This is a genomic window from Xanthomonas sp. WHRI 6108 (assembly GCF_040202385.2).
GTDB classification, from domain to species: Bacteria; Pseudomonadota; Gammaproteobacteria; order Xanthomonadales; family Xanthomonadaceae; genus Xanthomonas; species Xanthomonas arboricola.
In genome coordinates, this window is the sequence record NZ_CP168198.1 from 2,707,368 (window position 1) to 2,728,039 (window position 20,672).

The window sequence follows — 20,672 nt, forward strand, 5'->3', positions numbered from 1 at the left end:
GAATCAGTGCATTGCAAGGTGCGCCCCCTTGGGTAACGGCTTGAGCAAAAAGGCCAGCGGAATCGTGCAGACCACGATCACGCCGAAGATCCAGAACAGATCGCTATAGGTCATCACCAGGGCCTGCTGCTGCACCAGGCGCGCCAGCTGCGCGACCGAGCGAATGGCCGCCTCGCCGCCGGCGCTGCCCTGCATCTGCGCAGTCAGCCCGGAAAGAAAGTCCTGCGCGCGCGAGGAATTGGCGGTGATCGCGCTGCCGATGGTTTCGGTATGGAAGGTCATGCGGCGCTCCTGGAAGGTGGAGATCAGCGCAAGCCCCACCGAGCCGCCCAGGTTGCGGCCGGCGTTGAACAGGCCGGACGCATCGCCGGCCAGTTCGGGCGGCACAGATGAAATGGCCGCCTGGTTCAACGACATCATCGCCAGCGCCAGGCCGCAGCCCTGCAACAACTGGCCGGCGACAAAATGCATGCCCACGGTGTCGGCGGTCAGCGACAGATTGGCGAAGCAGGCCGCGGCAAAGCAGATCAGCCCGGCGATCACCAGGATGCGCACGTCCACCACCTCCAGCAGCTTGGGCATCATCGGCATCAGCAGCACGGTCGGCAGGCCTGACAGCAGCAGCACGTAGCCAGCCTGCTCGGTGTTGTAGCCGGAGATCACCGCCAGAAACTGCGGAATCATGTACATGACGCCGAACAGGATCATGCCCACCGCCATGATCATGACGAACACCGCGCCGAAACTGCGATGCAGCAGCAGCGACAGGTGGATCACCGGCGGCCGCTTGCGGAACTGGCCCACGACCAGTGCAGCGAATCCGCTGAGCGCGATCACGCTCAGCGCATTGATCTCGCTGGATTCGAACCAGCGCTCGCGCTGGCCCTCTTCCAGCACCACGGTGAGCCCGCCCAGGCCGGCGGTCAGGCCGTAGATGCCCAGCCAGTCGGCATTGAGCAGGCCGGCCCAGTCGCCTTTTTCATGCTTGAGGCCAAGCAGCAGCAAGGCCACCAGGCCGACGCAGATCGGCACGTTGATGAAGAAGGCGTAGTGCCAGCTGACGTTCTCGGTGAGCCAGCCGCCGAGCAGCGGGCCGATCACCGGGCCCATGATCACGGTCATGCCGAACAGCGCGGTGCCCATCGTTTGCTGGCTGGGCGGCAGCCGCGTCGCAACGATGGTCAGCGCGGTCGGAATGAGCGCACCACCGGCCAGGCCCTGCCCCACACGGCCGATGATCATCATCGTCAACGAGGTCGACAGCCCGCACACCACCGAAAACGCGGTGAACATCAGTGCGCAGATCAGCAGGAAGTTGCGCAGGCCCAGCGTGCGCACGAACCAGCCGGTCAGCGGGATCATGATGATCTCGGCAACCAGGTACGCGGTGGAGATCCAGGTGCCTTCGGTGCCGCTGGCGCCGACCTCGCCCTGGATGGTGGGCAGCGCCGCGTTGACGATGGAGATGTCCAGCGTCGCCATGAACGAGCCGATGGTGCCGGCCAGCACCGCCAGCCAGGCGCCCGGCTCGGCCTTCTCGCGTTGCGCGCTGCCGCCGGCACGCGGGCCGGTGGCTGCCGTTGCATTCATCGCGCGCGCTCCTGCGCCTGCACGCGATCGGATTCCTCCTCGGCCCGTTGCTTGGCGTCCTTGGCCGAGCGCGTGTCCACGGTGACCTCGACCGACATGCCCGGCACCAGCACCTTGCGCGCCTCGTCGCCGGCCAGCACGCGGATGCGCACCGGCACGCGCTGCACCACCTTGGTGAAGTTGCCGGTGGCATTTTCCGGCGGCAGCAGCGCGAACTGCGAGCCGGTACCCGGCGACAGGCTCTCGACCTTGCCGTGCAGCTTGACGCCCGACAAGGCATCGACCTCGATCTCGGCCGGCTGGCCGGGACGCATCAGGCCGACCTGGGTTTCCTTGAAATTGGCGATCAGGTACAGCGATTCCTGCGGCACGATGGTCATGGTGCGGGTGCCGGCCCCGAGGAACTGGCCGACCTGCACGGTCTTGTCGCCGACGCGGCCGTGGATGCGGCTGGTCAGCAAGGTGTCTTCCACCGCCACGCGGGCCTGGTCTGCATCGGCGCTGGCCTGCTTGAGGCCGGCCTGGGCCTGCTCCAGCTGCGCGTTGCTGGCCAGGATCTGGCTCTGCGCGCCCTTGGCCTGCGCCTGCGCGGCCTGGTACTGGGCGCGTGCACGTTGCAGCTCGTGCTGCAGGCTTTCCTGGTGCTCGTGGGTGTCGGCGCCGGAGGCGGCCAACGGGGCGAAGCGCTTCACTTCGGCTTGGGCGAAGGTCAGGCTTGCCGCTGCCGAGGTGACCTGGCTACGCGCCTGCACCAGCGCCGACTCCTGCCCGGACACATTGGCGGTGGCTGCGGCGATATCGGCCTGGCGCGCGGCGATCGCGGCTTCGGCCTGCTGCAGGGTCGCCTGGTAGGTGCGGTCGTCGATCTGCAGCAGCGGCTGGCCGGCTTCCACGATCTGGTTGTCGCCCACCATCACCTTGGTCACGTAGCCGCTGACCCGCGGCGCCACGGCGACCGAGTCGGCCTGCAGGTAGGCATTGTTGGTGTCCTGCATGTAGCGGCCCTTGATCAGGTAATAGGCCAGCCAGATCACCAGCAGCACCACCACCAGCACCCCGACCACGATCAGCGTCCATTTGACCTTTGGGTTCTTCAACGGCGAGGGCTTGGGCGGCTCCTGCTCGTTGTGCGCGCCGGTGCCTTGCGCATCCGTGCCCGAAGGCTGGCCGTCGTTGGACTGCTGGTCGTGGTTGCTCAAGGTGAGGCGTCCTGTGTCGTGGGCGAGGCGCGCGCGACGACGTACCGCATCAGCGGTCCGGCGAAGGCGGCGCAACCATACAATTATTTGAACCGCCCGGTACAGATTGCGTGACGACCGCAGTCAGCGCGCGCTAGGACTTGCAGGCGCACGCCTGGCAAGCGCTCTTACAAAACTGGAGGAGCGACTGCGGCGGTCAGCGACCGGTCTTGATCTCGGTCCACAGCCGCGTATACAGCCGGTCCACCTCCGGCGGATTGATCGCATAGGTGAACATCTTGGCGGTCACCTCCGGCGGCGGGTAGATGGTGGGGTCGTTGCGGATCGCCGCGTCCACCAGCGGCGTGGCGGTGCGCACCGGGTTGGCGTAGTGGATGAAGTTGCTGTTGGCCGCGGCCACGTCCGGCTTCAACAGATAATTGATGAAGGCGTAGGCGTTGTCGGGATGCTTGGCGTCCTTGGGAATGGCCAGCATGTCGAACCACTGCGGCGCGCCTTCCTTGGGGATCGCATAGGCCACCTTGATGCCGTTGCCGGCTTCCACCGCGCGGTCGCGCGCCTGGATGATGTCGCCCGACCAGCCCACCGCCAGGCAGGTGTTGCCGTTGGCCAGCGAGCTCACGTACTGGCTGGAATGAAAGTTCTGCACGTACGGGCGGATCGTCTTGATCAGCGCGGCAGCCTGCTCGATCTCGGCCGGCACGCTGCTGTGCGGATCCAGGCCCAGATAATTGAGCGCGATCGGAATCAGGTCCGAGGGCGTGTCCAGCAGGGTCACGCCGCAGTCCTTCAACCTGGACAGGTTTTCCGGCTTGAACACCAGGTCCCAGCTGTTGGCGACCTCGGTGTTGCCGAAGATCGCCTTGAGCTTGTCCACGTTGTAGCCGATGCCGGTGGTGCCGATCATGTACGGCACGCCATAGGCGTTGCCCGGGTCCTGCGCGGCAATGCGCCGCATGATGTCCGGGTCCAGATTGGCCAGATTGGGGATCTTGGCCTTGTCCAGCGGCAGGAACACGCCGGCCTGGATCTGCCGGCCGAAGAAGTTCAGCGTGGGCACCACCACGTCGTAATCGCTGCCACCGGCGAGCAGCTTGGTTTCCACCATCTCGTCGCTGTCGAACACGTCGTAGGTGACCTTGATGCCGGTGCTCTTCTCGAACGCGGGAATGGTGTCTTCGGCGATGTAGTCCGAGTAGTTGTAGACGTTGAGCACCTTGGCCCGCGCCTCGGCACCGCCGGGTGCATTGCTGCCACCGCAGGCGGCCAGCAAGGTGGTGGACAGCGTCAGGGCGAGCAGTCGCAGCGTCATGCGGGTCTCCAGGGCAGCGCGATCAGGGCGGGCCGGGATGCGGCCGGTCGAAGGGCCAGCCTACCCATGGTGGTTGTGTTTGCACAGCGCGGCGTGGCGGAAACCAACCGTGCGCACCCGCTGGCCGGCGCGGCCGGTGCCGCAAGCGCCTCTGCCGGCCGCCCTGGCGGGTGTGCGCGACCGGCAAAGCTTGACGTGCGCCGGCAGGCTTAGGCGGCACCGATGCCCAGCGCCTGCGCAGTATCGTCCAGCGCCGCCCAGGCCTTGTCGAACAGCGCATCGACCTGTTCGCAGGTGATGATCAACGGCGGCGACAGCAGCATCGCATCGTAGGTGGCACGCAGGATCAGCCCGCGCCGCAGCGCGAAATCGCGGCACAGCGCACCGACCCGACCGCGTTCGGGAAAATAGACCCCGCGCCGGCGTTTGTCCGGCACCAGTTCCAGTGCCCCGACCAGGCCGGCAATACGCGCCTCGCCGACCAGCCGGTGCTCGCCCAGCTCAGCCCAGCGCTGCGCCAGGTACGGCGCGATCCGGTTACGCGCGGTTTCCACGATGCCTTCGTCCTGCAGCAGGCGCAGGTTCTCCAGCGCCACCGCCGCGCAGACCGGATGCCCCGCATAGGTGCCGCCGTGCGCGAGCTCGCCACCCTGCGCCTTGAGCACGCCGGCCACGCGATCGTTGAACATCGCCGCCGCCAACGGGATATAGCCGGAGGTGATGCCCTTGGCCAGCGTCATCACGTCGGGCTGGAAGCCGAAATAATCCGCACCGAACCAGGCACCGGTACGCCCGAACCCGCAGATCACCTCGTCGGCCACCAGCAGCACGTCGTAGCGCTTGCAGATGCGCTCGATTTCCGGCCAGTAGCTGCGCGGCGGGATGTACACCCCGATCGCACCCATGATCGGCTCGCCGATAAACGCCGCCACGTTTTGCGGCCCGAGCTGCAGGATCCTGTCTTCCAGCCGACGCGCCGCCAGCAGCCCGTACTCCTCTGGATCCATCTCCCCGCCATCGCCGAAGTGATACGGCGGCGCGATGTGGTGGATATCCGGAATCGGCAGGCCACCCTGCCTGTGCATGCCGCGCATGCCGCCCAGGCTGGCACCGGCCATGGTGGTGCCGTGATAGCCGTCATGACGGCCGATGAAGATGCGTTTTTCCGGCTGCCCCTGCACCGCCCAGAAATGCCGCACCAGCCGCAGGATGGTGTCGTTGGCCTCCGACCCGGAGTTGGCGAAGAACGCATGGTTCAGATCGCCCGGCGTCAGCTCCGCCAGCTTGGCAGCCAGATGGATAGTGGGCTCGGTGGTGCACTGGAAGAAGCTGTTGTAGTACGCCAGCTGTTCCATCTGGCGCGCCGCCGCCTGTGCCAGCTCCTCGCGCCCGTAGCCGACGTTCACGCACCACAAGCCACCGAACGCATCCAGCAACTTGTTGCCCTGCGCGTCCCAGACATACACGCCCTCGCCACGGGTCAGGATGCGCGTGCCCTTTTCGGCCAATGCCGCGTTGTCGTTGAACGGATGCAGGTGATGGGCGGCATCGAGCTGCTGCAAGGTTTCCAACACAGTGGGGTGCACGGCTTGCTCCGGAAGGTGGCTCACGCCAGTGGCGCGAACGCAGTGGCTTTATAAAAAGCAGCTGGCGCAAAACGCATCGGACGCCTGCAGTGCACGTAGGCCTGGACCATGGCCAGACGACCTGCCCTCATCCGCCCTTCGGGCACCTTCTCCCGAGGGGAGAAGGGAGCGGCGCGGCACGCTGCGCCGAGCGCAGACGCCTCACACATTCAACAACAGGAACTCCCGCTCCCACGAACTGATCACGCGGAAGAACGTCTCGTACTCCTTGCGCTTGACCGAAATGTAGGCGCGCACGAAGCGCCGCCCCAGCATCTCCTGCAAGGCCTCGCAGCCCTCCAGTCCGTCCAGCGCCTCGCCCAGCGAGCGCGGCAGATCGTAGCCCTGCTCCTTGCCGTTGCTGCTGATCGGCGCGGTCGGTTCGAGCTTCTCGCGGATGCCGAGCAACCCGCAGGCCAGGGTCGCCGCCATCGCCAGGTACGGATTGGCGTCGGAGCCGGCAAAGCGGCTTTCCACCCGCATGTTCTGCGGCACATCGATCGGCACCCGCAGCCCGCAGGTGCGATTGTCGAAGCCCCACAGCACATTGCTCGGCGACACCTCGCCAAACATCAGCCGCCGGTAGGAATTGACGTTGGGCGCCAGCAGCCCCATCGCCATCGGAATGTATTTCTGCAGGCCACCAAGATAGTGCGCGAAGGTGTCGCTGAAGCCGCCGTCGCGTTTGCCGCTGAACACGTTCTTGCCGGTGCCGGCATGCAGCAGGCTCTGATGGATATGCATCGCACTGCCCGGCTCGGTCTCCATCGGCTTGGCCAGAAACGTCGCATACACGCCATGCCGCAACGCGGCCTCGCGCATGGTGCGCTTGAACAGGAACACCTGATCGGCGCGCGAGAGTGCATCGGCGTGGGTGAAGTTGACCTCCAGCTGCGCGGCGCCGGATTCGTGGATCAGCGTATCCACGTCCAGTTCCATCGCATCGCAATAGTCGTACATCAGGTCCAGGATCGGGTCGAACTCGTTGACCGCATCGATCGAATACGACTGCCGCGCGGTCTCCGGCCGACCCGAGCGCCCGGCCGGCGGCAACAACGGAAAGTCCGGGTCGGTGTTCTTCTGCACCAGGAAGAATTCCAGCTCCGGCGCCACCACCGGTTGCAGCTTGGCTTCGGCATAGGCGTCCAGCACGCGCCGCAGCACATTGCGCGGGGCAAGCTCATGCGGCTGGCCGTCCTTGGTGTAGCAATCGTGGATGACCTGCGCGGTGGGATCGGCCGCCCACGGCACCATGCGCACGGTGGACGCGTCCGGGCGCAGATGCATGTCCGAATCCGATGGCGAGGTCAGCTCGTAGTAATCGTCCGGGAAATCGCCGGTGACGGTGGTGGCGAAGATGCCTTCCGGCAGCCGGGTGCCGTAGTCGTGCGAAAACTTGTCCGCCGGAATGATCTTGCCGCGTGCGTTGCCGGTGATGTCCGGCACCAGGCACTCGACCTCGGTGATGTGGCGGTCCTTGAGCCAGCGGCGCAGCGCGCTCTCGGGCTGCTTGGGCGTGGATGTGCGCGAACGGGTGCGGATCGACATGCAACCTCACTGACCGCGTCGAGCGGCGTATTGGCGACAGGCCTCGCCGAAGGCCTGGAAGATGGCACGGTAGAACGGATGCTGTGTGACACGCCACTCCGGATGCCACTGCACCGCGAGCAGAAAGCCCGGCCCGGGGCCGCGAAAGGCTTCGATCAGGCCATCCGGCGCGGTCGCCTCGATCAGCAGGCCGTCGGCCAGGCGTGCAATGCCCTGCCCGTGCAGCGAGTTCACCGCGACCTGCGCGCTGCCGCTCATGCCGGCCAGCAGGCCGCCGGGATGCAGCTGCACCGGATGCGCCGGGCCGTACTGCGTGTCCAGCGGCATGGCGCGATCTTCGCGGTGATCAAGCAGGCCGGGCACGTCATGCACGCGTTGATGCAGGCGCCCGCCCAGCGCCACGTTGACCTCCTGCAGCCCGCGGCAGATCGCCAGCACCGGCAGGCCACGCGCCAGTGCCTGCGGGATCAGCCCCAGGCTGGTGGCATCGCGCGCCGGGTCGTGCGGATTGCCCTCCCAGCTCGGCTCGTCGCTGTAGTGATGCGGCTCGACATTGCTCACCGCACCGGTCAGCAACAGGCCATCCAGGCGATCCAGCCACGCGCGCGCATCCAGCGTGGGCTGCAGGCTCGGCAACAGCACCGGCATGGCTCCGGCTGCGTCCACCACCGCGCGGATGTACTTCTCGCCGGCGGCCAGAAACGGATGCGGCCCTTGCTGGATGCGATCGGTCGGCAACCCGACCAGTGGAACGACAGCCATGCGGATCTCCCGGTTGAACGCGGCTGCATCACGCGTGCGCTTGCCATCGGGCAGGCGCTGGCACTGTACAGGGCACATGTGGCGCGCAGCTGGCGGCTTGCGCATCACCTGCATCGCTCCGACCGCGACGACTTGTCAGCGCGTGGTCGCCACGGGTTGATGGGCTGCGTTGCCGATGCCTGCGAACTTACCGTGCGGCCACCTGCATTGCCAGGGTTCCACACGCGCACGGTCGCGAACGATCACATGCGCTTTGCTAGTCTGAGCGGCGACCTTGCAGGTGGTGCCCATGGTTTCCGAGAACTCCGTCGCGTACTTGCCCGCCACCGATGCCGCCACGCTGGCGCGGATCGATGGCTGCGAAGCGGTCGATCTGCTGTTGCCCGACACCAATGGCGTGCTGCGTGGCAAGCGTGTGACAGCCGAGGTCCTGGGCAAGGTCTATCGCGATGGCGTGTGCCTGCCGATGTCGCTGATCGCCACCGACATCACCGGCAATACTGTCGAGGAAACCGGGCTGGGCTACGCCATTGGCGATGCCGATCGCATCTGCCGGCCGATCGCCGGCTCGCTGCGCCCGGTGCCGTGGGCACCGCGGCCGATGGCGCAGCTGCTGCTGGCGATGCATCAGCCGGACGGCAGCGTGTTCGAGGTCGCGCCGCGCGCGGTCTTGCAGCGCGTGCTGCACGGTTTTGCTGCGCTCGGCCTGACCCCGGTCATTGCGGTGGAACTGGAGTTCTACCTGTTCGATGCGGTGCCCGATGCGCAAGGACGCCCGCAGACGCCGCGCGACCCGCAGACCGGTGTGCGCAGCGACAGCACCCAGGTGTATTCCTTGCAGGACCTGGACGACCAGCGCACCTTCACCGACGCGGTGACTGACGCCTGTCGCCAGCAACGCATCCCGGCCGACACCGCCGTGGCCGAGTACGCACCCGGCCAGTTCGAAATCAACCTGCAGCATCGCGCCGATGCGGTGGCTGCCTGCGACGAGGCGATCCTGCTCAAGCGCACCATCAAGGCGATTGCGCAACAGCAGGGCAAGCTCGCCAGCTTCATGGCCAAGCCGTTTCCCGGCCAGGCCGGCAGCGGCCTGCACCTGCATGTGAGCCTGCTCGATGCCGACGGGCACAACGTGTTTGCCGGCAGCGTCGATGTACCCGCCGACCGCCTGCGCCATGCCATCGCCGGCCTGCAGCGGCACGCCGATGCCTCGCTGCTGATGTTCGCGCCGCACGCCAACAGTTACCGCAGGTTCGTCAGCAATGCCTTCGTGCCGCTGGATGCGAGCTGGGGCTTCAACAACCGCACCGTGGCGCTGCGCATCCCGCATAGCGATGCACGCAACACCCGCATCGAGCATCGCATCGCCGGCGCCGATGCCAACCCGTACCTGGCCGCCGCCGCCGTGCTGGCGGCCATGCTGGACGGCCTGCAACATCCCGGCGAGCCCAGCGCGCTAGTCACCGGCAATGCCTATGCGCAAGCGGTCTTTCGGCCGCGCACCTGGCAAGCCGCGGTGGATGCATTCGGCGCCAGCGACTTTGTCGGCGCGCAGTTCGGCAGCCAGTTCCAGCACGTATTCGGCCAGCAGAAACAGCGCGAGTTGCTCGACTACCAGGCGCAGGTGCCCGATCTGGATTACGCCCGGTACCTGCGGATCGTCTGATGGACGGCCCGGCCACATCGCTGCCGCCAACCGATCCGCCGGGTAACGGCTATCCCGACAGCTGGTACGCCCGCAGCACGCCGGCCTTGCCGGAGCAACCATGCCTGCAGGGCGTGCAACGTGCCGATGTCTGCATCCTCGGCGCCGGCTACACCGGCCTCACCGCCGCGCTCGCCCTGGCCGAAGCCGGCTACGAGGTCATCGTGCTGGAAGCCAGGCGCATCGGCTGGGGCGCCTCCGGGCGCAACGGCGGCCAAGCCATCGTCGGCTACGGCTGCGAGCAGGAAACCCTGGAAGCGCTGGTCGGCGATGCCGACGCGCGGCTGCTGTTCGATTTCTCGCGCGACGGCATGCGCCTGCTGCGCGCGCGCATCGACCGCCACGCCATCGCCTGCGACTGGCGCGACGGCCACGCCCATGTGCCGCTGAAGCCGCGCCAGGTGCAGGCCTTGCAGCACGGCATCGTGCGCATGGCCGAACGCTACGACTACCCGCTGGAATGGTGGGACCGCGCGCGTACGCGGCAGGTGCTGGACAGTCCGCTCTACCTGGGCGCGATGTTCGATCCGGCCAGCGGCCATCTGCATCCGCTGGCCTATGCGCTGGGCCTGGCGCGCGCAGCGCTGGCGGCCGGCGTGCGCATCCACGAGGCCTCGCCCGTCTCCCGGCTGGAGCACGGCACGCGCGTGACCATGCAGACCGACCAGGGCAGCGTCAGCGCCGAGTTCGGCGTGATCGCCGGCAATGCCCTGCTGCAGGGCATTTCCACGGCGCTGGAACGCCGCATCATGCCGGTGGGCACCTATGTCGGTGCGACGCCGCCGCTGGGCCAGGCCCGTGCACGCGCCCTGATCGCCAACGACATGGCGGTCGCCGACACCAACTGGGCGCTGGACTACTACCGGCTCAGTGCCGACCACCGGCTGCTGTTCGGCGGACGCGCCAGCTACTCCTCGCGCCCGCCGCACGGCCTGGATCGGTTGATGACCCGGCGCATGCACACAGTCTTCCCGCAACTGCGCGACGTGCCGCTGCAGACGCTGTGGGGCGGCTACGTGGACATCTCGCGCAACCGCGCCCCGCACTGGGGCCGGCTGGGGCCCAACGTGTATTTCGCCCAGGGATTCTCCGGGCATGGCGTCGCCGCTACCGGCCTGGCCGGCCAGGTCATCGCCGAGGCCATCGCCGGCCAGAGCCGACGGCTGGACGTGTTCGCACGCATTCCGCATCGGCCCTTCCCAGGGGGGCGCCTGCTGCGCACGCCGCTGCTGGTGGCAGCGATGAGTTGGTACCGGCTGCGCGATGCGTTGTGGTGAACAGGGCGCCGTCTTGGGCACTTTGAGACGCGGCGCTCAAGTTTTGGCGAGCAGGGCCGTTAGCTGGTATGACGGTTCGATCCGCACGGCCAGCCGATGTCCCCAGGTACCCTACATCGCAATAGTGAAAGCGCAGTCCTGCCGCAACGCGTGTTGCTGGTGGAGAACTCGCGCACTTTCACCAGCATGCTGCGCGAGGCCATCGAGCAACGTGTGGAGCTGCCGGTCACGGTCGTGTCGACCCTGGCGGAAGCCGCCCGTGTACTGGACGAAGAAGACGGCTGGTTTCTGGTCCTGACCGGCCTGGTGTTGGTGGATGGCGACCGCGACAAGGTCGTGGAATTCTTCCTCTCGCGCAAGCTGCCCACCGTGGTGGTCAGCGGCGTCTACGACGAGGATCTGCGCCAGCGCGTGCTGCAGCAGCAGATCATCGATTACGTGCTCAAGAACGCGCCCGGCAGCATCGAATATCTGGCCTGGCTGGTGCAACGCCTGGAGCGCAATCGCCGCATCGCCGCGCTGGTGGTGGACGATTCCCTGTCCGCACGGACCTATGCGGCCGCGTTGCTGTCGATGTACGGCTACCGTGTGGTGCTGGCGGCCGACGGTGCGGCCGGCCTGCAGGCGATCGAGCGCGACCCCGGCATCCGCCTGACCATCGTCGACCAGGAAATGCCCGGCATGGAAGGGGTGGAATTCACCCGCCGTCTGCGTGCGATCCGTTCGCGCGACAAGGTCGCGGTGATCGGCATCTCCGGCAATAACGACTCGTCGCTGATCCCACGTTTCCTCAAGAACGGTGCCAACGATTTCCTGCGCAAGCCGTTCTCGCGCGAAGAGTTCTTTTGCCGCGTGTCGCAGAACGTGGACCAGCTGGAACTGATCGGCACGCTGCAGGATCTGGCCACCCGCGACTTCCTCACCGGCCTGCCCAACCGGCGCTATTTCCTGGAACAAAGCCAGCGGGTAATCCCCACCCTGCTGTCGCAGGAGCAGACGGTCACCGCGGCAATGCTGGACATCGACCACTTCAAGCACATCAACGACACCTGGGGCCACGAAGCCGGCGACCAGGCGCTGCGCGCGGTGGCCGCGTCGGTCTCCAGTCATGCGCGGCCGCAGGATCTGGTAGCGCGTTTCGGCGGCGAAGAATTTTGCCTGCTGGTACCGGGGCTGGATGCCGCCAACGCCACCAGCTACTTCGAAACCCTGCGCGAACGCATCAGCGCACTGCGCGTGCGGATCGGCGACGAAACCCTCAGCATGACGGTGAGCATCGGTGTCTGCATCGCCACCGAAGACGGCCAGTCGCTGCACCATCTGCTGGGCGAAGCGGACAAGTACCTGTACCTGGCCAAGGCCGGCGGCCGCAACCAGGTGCGTCTGGCCAGCTGAGCGGGGGCAGGCTCGTGCGCTGCACGGCCGGCGGCGCGCCCGACCCGGCGGTATCGCCGGCACACAGAATCGCCCCGCAGCACGCACGCCGCCCGCGCGCCGTGACTGGATTTGATCCAGATCAACGCGTTGGCGATCACGTGCGCCTATCGTGCCCTCATCGTATGGAACAAGGGCGAACGATGGCTTTGCTGGTCTGGCAGGACGACCTCAACACCGGGATCGAGGTCATCGATCACCAACACCGGCGCATCGTGGAAATGATCAATCAGTTGCATGCCGCGCACGCCAGCCTGCAACGCCTGGCAGTGGCCGAGGTGATCGACGAATTGATCGACTACACGCTGTCGCACTTTGCCTTCGAGGAAGAACTGATGGAGGAAGCGGGCTACCCCTTCAGCCTGGCGCACAAGCGCGTGCACGAGGTCTTCGGCAAACGTGTCGGCGAGTACCGGCTGCGGTTCCAGGCCGGCGAAGACGTCTGCGACGAACTCCGCAGCATGCTTTCGCGCTGGTTGTTCAACCATATCCGCGGCGACGATCAGGCCTATGCGCCGCAGGTGATCGCACATCTGGACCAGTTCGCGCGCAGCCACCAGCACGGCAACTGGCTGGGACGCACACTCAAGCGCCTGTTCCGCTAGCGACCACTCTGCACCTGGGCGCAATCCACCTCAACGATGACGCCGACTCGCGTACGCCTTCAAACGCCAACCGGGCGACGCGATCTGCGGGCCACGATCAACGCCAGCAGGCTCAACACCGCCGCGGCGCCCAGATACTGCCCGACCGCCTGCACGCCATAGCGTGCGGCCAGTTGCGTGGCCACGTACGGCGCCGGTGCCGCCCCCAGGATGCTGGCCAGGTTGAACGACAGCGAGGCTCCGGTGTAGCGCACCTCGGTGGGATACAGCTCGGCCAGCAGCGTGCCGCAGGGGCCGTAGGTCAGGCCCATGAAGAAGAAGCCCAGTGCAAGGAACGCGAGCACCTGCAACGGGTGATTGGCCTGGAACAGTGGCGCGAACGCCAACCCGAACGCGATGATCGCCACACTGGCCAGCATCATCGCCAGCGGCGCGCCATGCCGGTCGCCGAATCTGGCCGACAGCGGGATGCCGATCGCGAAAAACACGATCCCGGCCATCTGCAACAGCAGGAATTGCTCCTTGTCGTAGCCCAGGGTCTTGGTCCCGTAGCCCAGCGCGAACACGGTCATCAGATAGAACAGCACGAAGGTGGCGAATGCGCCCAGCGTGCCGATGATCAGCGCCGGCCAGTGCTGCGAGATCACCGTACCCAGCGGCAGGCGCACGCGCGTCTTGCGGTCCAGGGCCTTCTGGAAGTCCGGCGTCTCGGTGATGCTCAGGCGCACCCACAGGCCGGTCAGCACCAGCAATGCGCTGGCCAGAAACGGCACCCGCCAGCCCCATTGCATGAACTGCGCATCGTCGAGCAACGCGCCCATGCCGAGAAAGGTGCCGGTGGACAGCAGAAAGCCCAGCGGCGCACCCAGCTGCGGAAACATGCCGTACCACACGCGCTTGCCGGGCGGTGCATTTTCGGTGGCAAGCAGCACGGCCCCGCCCCACTCGCCGCCCAGCCCCAGACCCTGGCCAAAGCGGCACAGCGCCAGCAACGCGGGTGCGAACACGCCGATCTGCGCGTAGCTGGGCAGCAAGCCGATCGCCACGGTGGACAGGCCCATCGTCAGCAGCGCCGCCACCAACGTGGCCTTGCGCCCGATCCGGTCGCCGAAATGGCCGAACACCGCCGAGCCCACCGGCCGTGCGATAAAGGCCACCGCAAACGTCGCCAGCGACTGCAGCATCGCCGCACTGCCATCGCCCGCCGGAAAAAACAGCGTCGGGAACACCAGCACCGCAGCGGTGGCGTAGATATAGAAATCGAAGAACTCGATGGTGGTGCCGATCAGACTGGCGAACAGCACGCGCGCGGGCGAATTGATGGGAGCAGCAAGCGGCGCAGCAGCAGTCATCGTTGATCGGCATCCAGACAAGACAAGTCAGCCGATTCTGGCAGATTGCAGCAACGGTTTGCGCAGACCAACCTGCTCACGAAAGGTTACAGCCGTGACTGCTTGCCTTTCGGGCAGTGGCAGCCTGATGTCTTTCGGAATCTCGGTTGCGTTGGAGTCGCCGGGCAGTGTTGATAGATGCTTGTTAGAGCGACTGCTCTGTGGCCTTGTTGCAGGGCCCTTGCCCGCCCACCATCGCAGGACACGCCGCAAGTACATCCTTGTAGGCTCTTACGCGGCATCCATGCCGCGTAAGAGCCCGCGACGGTGAGCGGACAAGGACCAGTCAAGATGGTCGGTGTGCGCAGTTAAGAGCAGTGCGTGATGCGCGTTGTTCGTATCACCTTGCGCCCGATCAGCTCCCGACGCAGGCCGAGCAACCGGCAGGCTTTCAACACGCGACTTACAAACGTCTCATCTTCCCACCGCAAGCCGAGAAATAAGCTTTGAGGAAAGCAGCCGACCAACTCTCTGGTGCGGTGTCCTTGCCGGTTGCGGGACCCTCGGCGGCATGGATGCCGCCGAGGAGCCTCCACGGATGGATTCACGGCGTGTCCCGCAAGCGGTGAGGGCACCGCGCGCTCGATCAACCAGGCTTTTGACCCAAGTCTTAGACTGCATCCATAACGGCGCCACGATTGAAGAGCTCGGTGGGTCTTGGAGTGGTCGGATAGTGCTGATAGATCGCTTGCAGAGCGTCGGGTCTGCGACTTTGCTGCGGGGCCCTTGCCCGCCCACCATCGCAGGACACGCCGCAAGTACGTCCATGTAGGCTCTTACGCGGCATCCATGCCGCGTAAGGTCCCGCGACGGTGAGCGGACAAGGACCAGTCAAGATGGTCGGTGTGTTTGGTTGCAAGCAAAGCGTAGCCTGCGTTGTTCGGATCAGGTTGCGTCTGATCGAGCTTCCCGTACAAGTGAAGAGGCTTCAGTCTCCTGCTCTCCTCAGCCGGGAAGAACCAGCAAGTTACTCAGTCGCCCTGCTGCGTTTGCGTCATTGCACGTTGCGCATGCGCTGCAAGCCCGAGATCCGTCAGCACTGCGAACTGGCGCTCGCCGCGGTCTTCCAGCTGGATCCAGCCCGGACCGGGTTGACCATCCAGACTGGCGTTACCCAACCACGCCAGGGTGCGCAGCAGCACGCTCATGCGCACGCCCAGTTGCTTGCACAGGCGCGCCAGCGACACGCCCTCGGGCGTGTCGGCCAATGCGGCAATCAGCAGCGCGGTGAGCTGTGGATCAGCGGACAAGCACCGCTCCGATATCGCGCGGCGCCGCATCGGCGGTTTCGGCGCGGTGCGGCAGCACGATCACCGGAATCGACTTGGAGGTGGGCGTGCGCGCTTCGTCGGCGAAGCTGGACAGCGGCACCAGCGCGTTGGTTTCCGGGTAATACGCCGCCAGGCAGCCGCGCGGAATGTTGTAGTCCACCAACAGGAAGCGACGCGCCTCGCGGTGCACGCCGTCCTCGCACAGGCTCTCCAGGTCCACCCAGTCACCGGCCTTCATGTTCAACGCGGCGATGTCCGCGCCATTGATGAAGAGCACGCGACGCTCGCCGAACACGCCGCGGTAGCGATCGTCCAGCCCGTAGATGGTGGTGTTGTATTGATCGTGCGAGCGCGTGGTGGCCAGCGTAAACACCATCTGCTCGGTGTGGCTGCGGCGTGCGCGATGGATCGGGTTGTCGGTCGGCACCGCGTGCGGTTTGAACACCGCGCGCTTCTCGGGCGTCACCCACTGACGATCGCGCGCGGTGTTGGACAGGCGGAAGCCGCCCGGCACCCGCACGCGCTGATTGAAGTCGGCAAAATCGGGGAACACCTGGGCAATCAGGTCGCGAATGCGGTCGTAGTCGCCCACCAGCCAACGCCAGCGGATCGCGCTGCGCGTACCCAGCGTCGCCTCGGCCAGCCGCGCCACGATCGCCGGCTCGGACAACAGCTCCGGCGAGGCCGGCGGATTGATGCCGGCCGACAGGTGCACCATGCTCATCGAATCTTCCACCGTCACGCCTTGCGAGCCGGCGTCCTGGATGTCGATTTCGGTACGGCCCAGGCATGGCAGGATCAGCGCATCGCGCCCGTGCACCAGGTGGCTGCGATTGAGCTTGGTGGTGACATGCACGGTGAGTTCGCAGTTGCGCAGCGCGCGATGGGTGGCGTCGGTATCCGGCGTGGCGGCAGCGAAGTTGCCGCCCATCGCGAAGAACACCTTGCCGCGCCCGTCCAGCATCGCCTCGATCGCACCGACAGTGTCGAAACCGTCTTCGCGCGGCGGCGCGAACCCGAACAGCGTCTGCAACTTGTCCAGAAACGCGGCCGGCGGTTTTTCGTAGATCATCATCGTGCGGTCGCCTTGCACGTTGCTGTGTCCGCGCACCGGGCACACGCCCGCGCCCGGCCGGCCCAGATGGCCGCGCAGCAACAGCAGGTTGGTGATCATGTGGATGGTGGCCACCGAATGCTTGTGCTGGGTGATGCCCATGCCCCAGCAGGCGATCACGCGCTCGGCATTGAGATAGAGTTCGCCGGCCTTGCGCAGCGCCGCTTCGTCCAGCCCGGACTCTTCGACAATGGTGTCCCAGGATTCGCCATGCACCTCGGCAGCGAAAGCGTCGAAGTTGGCGGTGTGGGCGTCGATGAATTCCAGATCCAGCAGCCGTGGCGTGCCCTCGCGCTGGGCCTGTGCGTCGCGCTCGAGCACATGCTTGATGATGCCCTTGACCGCGGCCAGATCGCCGCCGATCTTGAGCTGGAAATAATCCGAGGCGATGCGGGTGGAGCCGTTGTGCAGCATCTCCAGCTTGTCCTGCGGGTCGGCGAACTTCTCCAGCCCGCGCTCGCGCAGCGGATTGAATGCCGCAATCGCCGCGCCGCGCTTGGAGGCCTGACGCAACTCGCCGAGCATGCGCGGGTGATTGGTGCCCGGATTCTGGCCGAAGATGAAGATCGCATCGGCCAGTTCGAAATCGTGCAGCGACACCGTGCCCTTGCCCACGCCGATCTGCGAACGCAGCGCGGTGCCGGAGGGCTCGTGGCACATGTTGGAGCAGTCGGGGAAGTTGTTGGTGCCGAACTCGCGCACGAACAACTGATACAGGAAGGCCGCTTCGTTGCTGGTGCGCCCGGAGGTGTAGAAGATCGCCTCGTCCGGCGATGCCAGCCCGTTGAGGTGCCCGGCGATCTGCGCAAACGCCTCGTCCCAGCTCACCGGCACGTAATGATCGGTGACCGCGTCGTAACGCATCGGCTGGGTCAGCCGGCCCTGCCCTTCCAGCCAGTAGTCGCTGTACTGCGACAGCAGGCTGACGCTGTGCGAGGCGAACAGCTCCGGTCCGGCGCGGCGCGCCGTGGACTCGGCCGCGACGGCCTTGGCGCCGTTCTCGCAGAACTCGAAGGTGGAGGTGTGATCGCGGTCGGGCCAGGCGCAGCCGGGGCAGTCGAAACCGTCCGGCTGGTTGGCGTGCAGCAGCGTCTTGGCGCCCTGCACCGCGATGTCCTGTTCCATCAGGTGCTTGGCAACCGAGCGCAATGCGCCCCAGCCGCCGGCGGGATTGTCGTATTGCTGGATGGTCTTCTTGCTCATGCGGGCTCTCCCACGCCAACGCCCAGATTCAGGCGCTGCGGATGGCTGTAAACGACACAATCGTGATCGCGGGCAAACCCGATCAGGGTCAGTCCCGCACTGTCGGCCAGGCTGATCGCCAGCGCGGTCGGTGCCGAAATCGCTGCGAGCAGCGGGATCCGGGCCTGCGCGGCTTTCATGGCCATTTCGTAACTGGCGCGGCTGGTCACCACCGCAAACCCTTGCGACGCATCGACGCGCTCCCGCGCCAGCGCACCGATCAACTTGTCGAGCGCGTTATGCCGGCCGACGTCTTCGCGCACGTAGCGCACCACACCGTGCACATCGGCCCAACCGGCGGCATGCACCGCGCCGGTCTGTGCGGCGATCGGCTGCTGCGCGTGCAGCGCTTCCAGCGCACGCGCCAAGGCCTGCGCATCGATCTGCAACGCCGATTGCAGCAGCGGCGGCACACGCAGCACCGCCTCGATCGATTCGTTGCCGCACACCCCGCAACCGCTGCGGCCATCCAGATTGCGCCGTCGCCGGTCCAGCGCAGCGGCACGTTCGGGCGGGATCTCGATCTGCAGCGAGGCGCCTTCCAGAAACGTCTCCACCGCCACCACCCGCAGATCCTGCGGCTGGTCGACGATGCCTTCGCTCAGCGAGAACCCGAATGCAAAATCTTCCAGGTCTTCCGGCGTGGCCATCATCACCGCGAACGGCACGCCGTTGTAGTGGAAGGCGACCGGCATTTCGGCCGCCACCATGTCCTGCACCGTGGCGTTGCGGCCGCCACGGTGGCGGACAACCGTGCGCACCACACTGCCGGCGCGCACGGAACGGGAAGACGGAAGTGTCATCTCATCTCAATGAAACAGCACGAAGGCTTTCTGCAGCGTGACCCAGATGCCCCAGGACATCGGCACGCCCACCGCCAGCCAGGCCAGCGCGACCAGGGCGGGGTTGCCGCCATGCCCGATGCGCGCCATCTGCTCCGGCGGCAGCACCGCCTTGCCGCTGCGGTCCACCTTCTCGTGCGCCAGCTGCTTCTCGCGCGCCAGTTCTTCCGGCGTCATGAAATGACGCGCGGCCACCGGGCGCACCAACAGGTTGCAGATCAGACCGAGCACCAACATGCCGGCGAGGATGTACATGGTGGTGTTGTAGACCTGTGACGGCGGGCTGCCGTGGGCCAGCTGGTACTCGCGCATGTAGCCGACCACCACCGGACCGAGGATGCCGGCGGTGGCCCAGGCGGTCAGCAGGCGGCCGTGGATGGCACCGACCATCTGGGTGCCGAACAGGTCGGCCAGATATGCAGGGATGGTGGCGAAGCCGCCGCCGTACATCGACAGGATGATGCAGAAGATGCCCGCGAACAGCGCGATGCCGCCCACGCCGCCGGCCGACGGCGCAGCCGCGTACAGGCAGATGCCCAGCACGAAGAACAGCGTGTAGGTGTTCTTGCGGCCGAGCTTGTCGGACATGCTGGCCCAGAAGAAGCGCCCGCCGATGTTGAACAGGCTGAGCAGGCCGGTGAAGCCGGCCGCGATGGCCGCGATGCTGGCCAGCTGCGCCGTGTCCAGGCTGCCGAAGCCGACGTCCACCCCGATCAACCGGCCGCCGAACACTTCCTGCAGCATCGGCGAGGACATGCCGATCACGCCGATGCCAGCCGACACGTTCAGGCACAGCACGCCCCACAGCAGCCAGAACTGCGGGATGCCCCAGACCTTGCTCACGTGCACGTGGTTGGCAGTGATCATGGCGTTGTTGCTGGCCACCGGCGCGGTCCAGCCGGCGGGGGTCCAGCCGCTCGGCGGCACGCGGTAGCCGAACGCGCCGGCCATCATGAAGACGAAGTACAGCGCCGCCATCACCAGGAAGGTTTCCAGTACGCCCACCGAGGTCGGCGTGGCGAAGTGACGCATCAGCGCATCGGCCAGCGGGCTGCCGATCATCGCGCCGCCACCGAAGCCCATGATCGCCATGCCGGTCGCCATGCCGCGACGGTCCGGGAACCACTTGATCAGCGTCGACACCGGCGAGATATAACCCAGGCCCAGACCAATGCCGCCGATCACGCCCGAGCCCAGCCACAGCATCCAGATCTGATGGAAGTGGATGCCGGCCGCCGAAATCACCAGGCCACCGCACCAGCACAGCGCCGAGACCACACCGGCCTTGCGCGGGCCGACACGTTCCAGCCAGCCGCCCCAGATCGCCGCCGAGCAGCCCAGCAGCACGAAGAACAGCGTGTACATCCACTGCAGCTCGCTGATCTTCCAGTCGCAGGTGGTGGCGACCATGCGCGCGAACAGGCCCATGTCGGCCGGGCACGCGATCGCCTCGGTGATGCCCAGCGCCTTGGACAGTGGCAACCAGAACACGCTGAAGCCATAGGCCATGCCGATACACAGGTGGATCGCCAGTGCCGCCGGCGGTACCAACCAACGATTGAAGCCCGGACGCGCAACGATGCGCTCCTTGGACAGCAGGCCGGCATCTGCGCCGTTGGCGCTCGCCACGGTGGACCCTTGTGTCATTCCCGTTCCCCTAAAAAGTGCGATGAAGTGTGTCCGGAGCGCCCGACAGGACGGCTGCGCGCAGGCGGTGTCAGTGGCTCCGAAAACGATTGATGGCTGCGATCG

Annotated in this window: 15 protein-coding genes; 4 read left to right on the top strand and 11 right to left on the bottom strand. The window is 66.4% G+C overall.

Features of this window, described 5'->3' with window-relative positions; translation table 11 throughout:
• Window positions 1-3 precede the first annotated feature (3 nt).
• The 6 genes from ABQ039_RS11385 to ABQ039_RS11410 form a co-directional block, all read right to left on the bottom strand.
• Complete coding sequence (locus ABQ039_RS11385; protein ID WP_024940507.1) at window positions 4-1,590, bottom strand: MDR family MFS transporter; 1,587 nt, start codon at window positions 1,588-1,590, stop codon at window positions 4-6.
• Window positions 1,587-2,789: an HlyD family secretion protein gene (locus ABQ039_RS11390; protein WP_102254368.1), complete on the bottom strand. Its 1,203-nt coding sequence runs from the start codon at window positions 2,787-2,789 to the stop codon at window positions 1,587-1,589. Before ABQ039_RS11390 ends, ABQ039_RS11385 begins: the two co-directional genes overlap by 4 nt.
• A gap of 196 nt (window positions 2,790-2,985) precedes the next feature.
• A complete protein-coding gene (locus ABQ039_RS11395; RefSeq protein ID WP_024940509.1) occupies window positions 2,986-4,101 on the bottom strand; it encodes a polyamine ABC transporter substrate-binding protein in 1,116 nt (371 codons plus the stop codon).
• Window positions 4,102-4,310: 209 nt separating this feature from the next.
• The gene (locus ABQ039_RS11400) at window positions 4,311-5,687 is read right to left on the bottom strand and encodes an aspartate aminotransferase family protein (protein WP_184609325.1); all 1,377 of its coding nucleotides are present in this window, start codon (window positions 5,685-5,687) and stop codon (window positions 4,311-4,313) included.
• Window positions 5,688-5,888: 201 nt separating this feature from the next.
• Entirely contained in the window at window positions 5,889-7,274 is a 1,386-nt protein-coding gene (locus tag ABQ039_RS11405) for a glutamine synthetase family protein (protein WP_065031616.1), read from the bottom strand.
• Window positions 7,275-7,280: 6 nt separating this feature from the next.
• Entirely contained in the window at window positions 7,281-8,036 is a 756-nt protein-coding gene (locus ABQ039_RS11410; RefSeq protein WP_184609323.1) for a gamma-glutamyl-gamma-aminobutyrate hydrolase family protein, read from the bottom strand.
• Between the two features lie 289 nt (window positions 8,037-8,325).
• Here ABQ039_RS11410 and ABQ039_RS11415 point away from each other — a divergent pair, with 289 nt between their 5' ends.
• The 4 genes from ABQ039_RS11415 to ABQ039_RS11430 all read left to right on the top strand — a co-directional run bounded on the left by ABQ039_RS11415 (window position 8,326) and on the right by ABQ039_RS11430 (window position 13,060).
• The gene (locus ABQ039_RS11415; RefSeq protein WP_184609321.1) at window positions 8,326-9,705 is read left to right on the top strand and encodes a glutamine synthetase family protein; all 1,380 of its coding nucleotides are present in this window, start codon (window positions 8,326-8,328) and stop codon (window positions 9,703-9,705) included.
• A complete protein-coding gene (locus ABQ039_RS11420) occupies window positions 9,705-11,021 on the top strand; it encodes an FAD-binding oxidoreductase (RefSeq protein ID WP_184609319.1) in 1,317 nt (438 codons plus the stop codon). The genes ABQ039_RS11415 and ABQ039_RS11420 overlap by 1 nt, the downstream gene beginning before the upstream one ends.
• Before the next feature lie 96 nt (window positions 11,022-11,117).
• Window positions 11,118-12,416 carry a diguanylate cyclase gene (locus ABQ039_RS11425; RefSeq protein ID WP_024940515.1) on the top strand — a complete coding sequence of 433 codons (1,299 nt, stop codon included), beginning with the start codon at window positions 11,118-11,120 and terminating at the stop codon, window positions 12,414-12,416.
• A gap of 182 nt (window positions 12,417-12,598) precedes the next feature.
• Window positions 12,599-13,060, top strand: coding sequence for a bacteriohemerythrin (locus ABQ039_RS11430; RefSeq protein WP_039526813.1), 462 nt, complete (start codon window positions 12,599-12,601; stop codon window positions 13,058-13,060).
• A 59-nt stretch (window positions 13,061-13,119) separates the two neighbouring features.
• Here ABQ039_RS11430 and ABQ039_RS11435 read toward each other — a convergent pair whose 3' ends face one another.
• The 5 genes from ABQ039_RS11435 to ABQ039_RS11455 all read right to left on the bottom strand — a co-directional run bounded on the left by ABQ039_RS11435 (window position 13,120) and on the right by ABQ039_RS11455 (window position 20,567).
• Complete coding sequence (locus ABQ039_RS11435; protein WP_104582140.1) at window positions 13,120-14,412, bottom strand: MFS transporter; 1,293 nt, start codon at window positions 14,410-14,412, stop codon at window positions 13,120-13,122.
• A gap of 1,010 nt (window positions 14,413-15,422) precedes the next feature.
• Window positions 15,423-15,701, bottom strand: a complete 279-nt coding sequence (locus ABQ039_RS11440) for a hypothetical protein (RefSeq protein ID WP_349777737.1) — start codon at window positions 15,699-15,701, stop codon at window positions 15,423-15,425.
• Complete coding sequence (locus ABQ039_RS11445) at window positions 15,691-18,039, bottom strand: FdhF/YdeP family oxidoreductase (RefSeq protein ID WP_349777736.1); 2,349 nt, start codon at window positions 18,037-18,039, stop codon at window positions 15,691-15,693. The genes ABQ039_RS11440 and ABQ039_RS11445 overlap by 11 nt, the downstream gene beginning before the upstream one ends.
• Complete coding sequence (gene fdhD, locus ABQ039_RS11450; protein ID WP_024940201.1) at window positions 18,036-18,881, bottom strand: formate dehydrogenase accessory sulfurtransferase FdhD; 846 nt, start codon at window positions 18,879-18,881, stop codon at window positions 18,036-18,038. The genes ABQ039_RS11445 and fdhD overlap by 4 nt, the downstream gene beginning before the upstream one ends.
• Before the next feature lie 6 nt (window positions 18,882-18,887).
• Window positions 18,888-20,567 (bottom strand): OFA family MFS transporter, encoded by a 1,680-nt coding sequence (locus ABQ039_RS11455; protein WP_102581525.1) that lies wholly within the window; start codon window positions 20,565-20,567, stop codon window positions 18,888-18,890.
• Window positions 20,568-20,672: the final 105 nt, after the last annotated feature.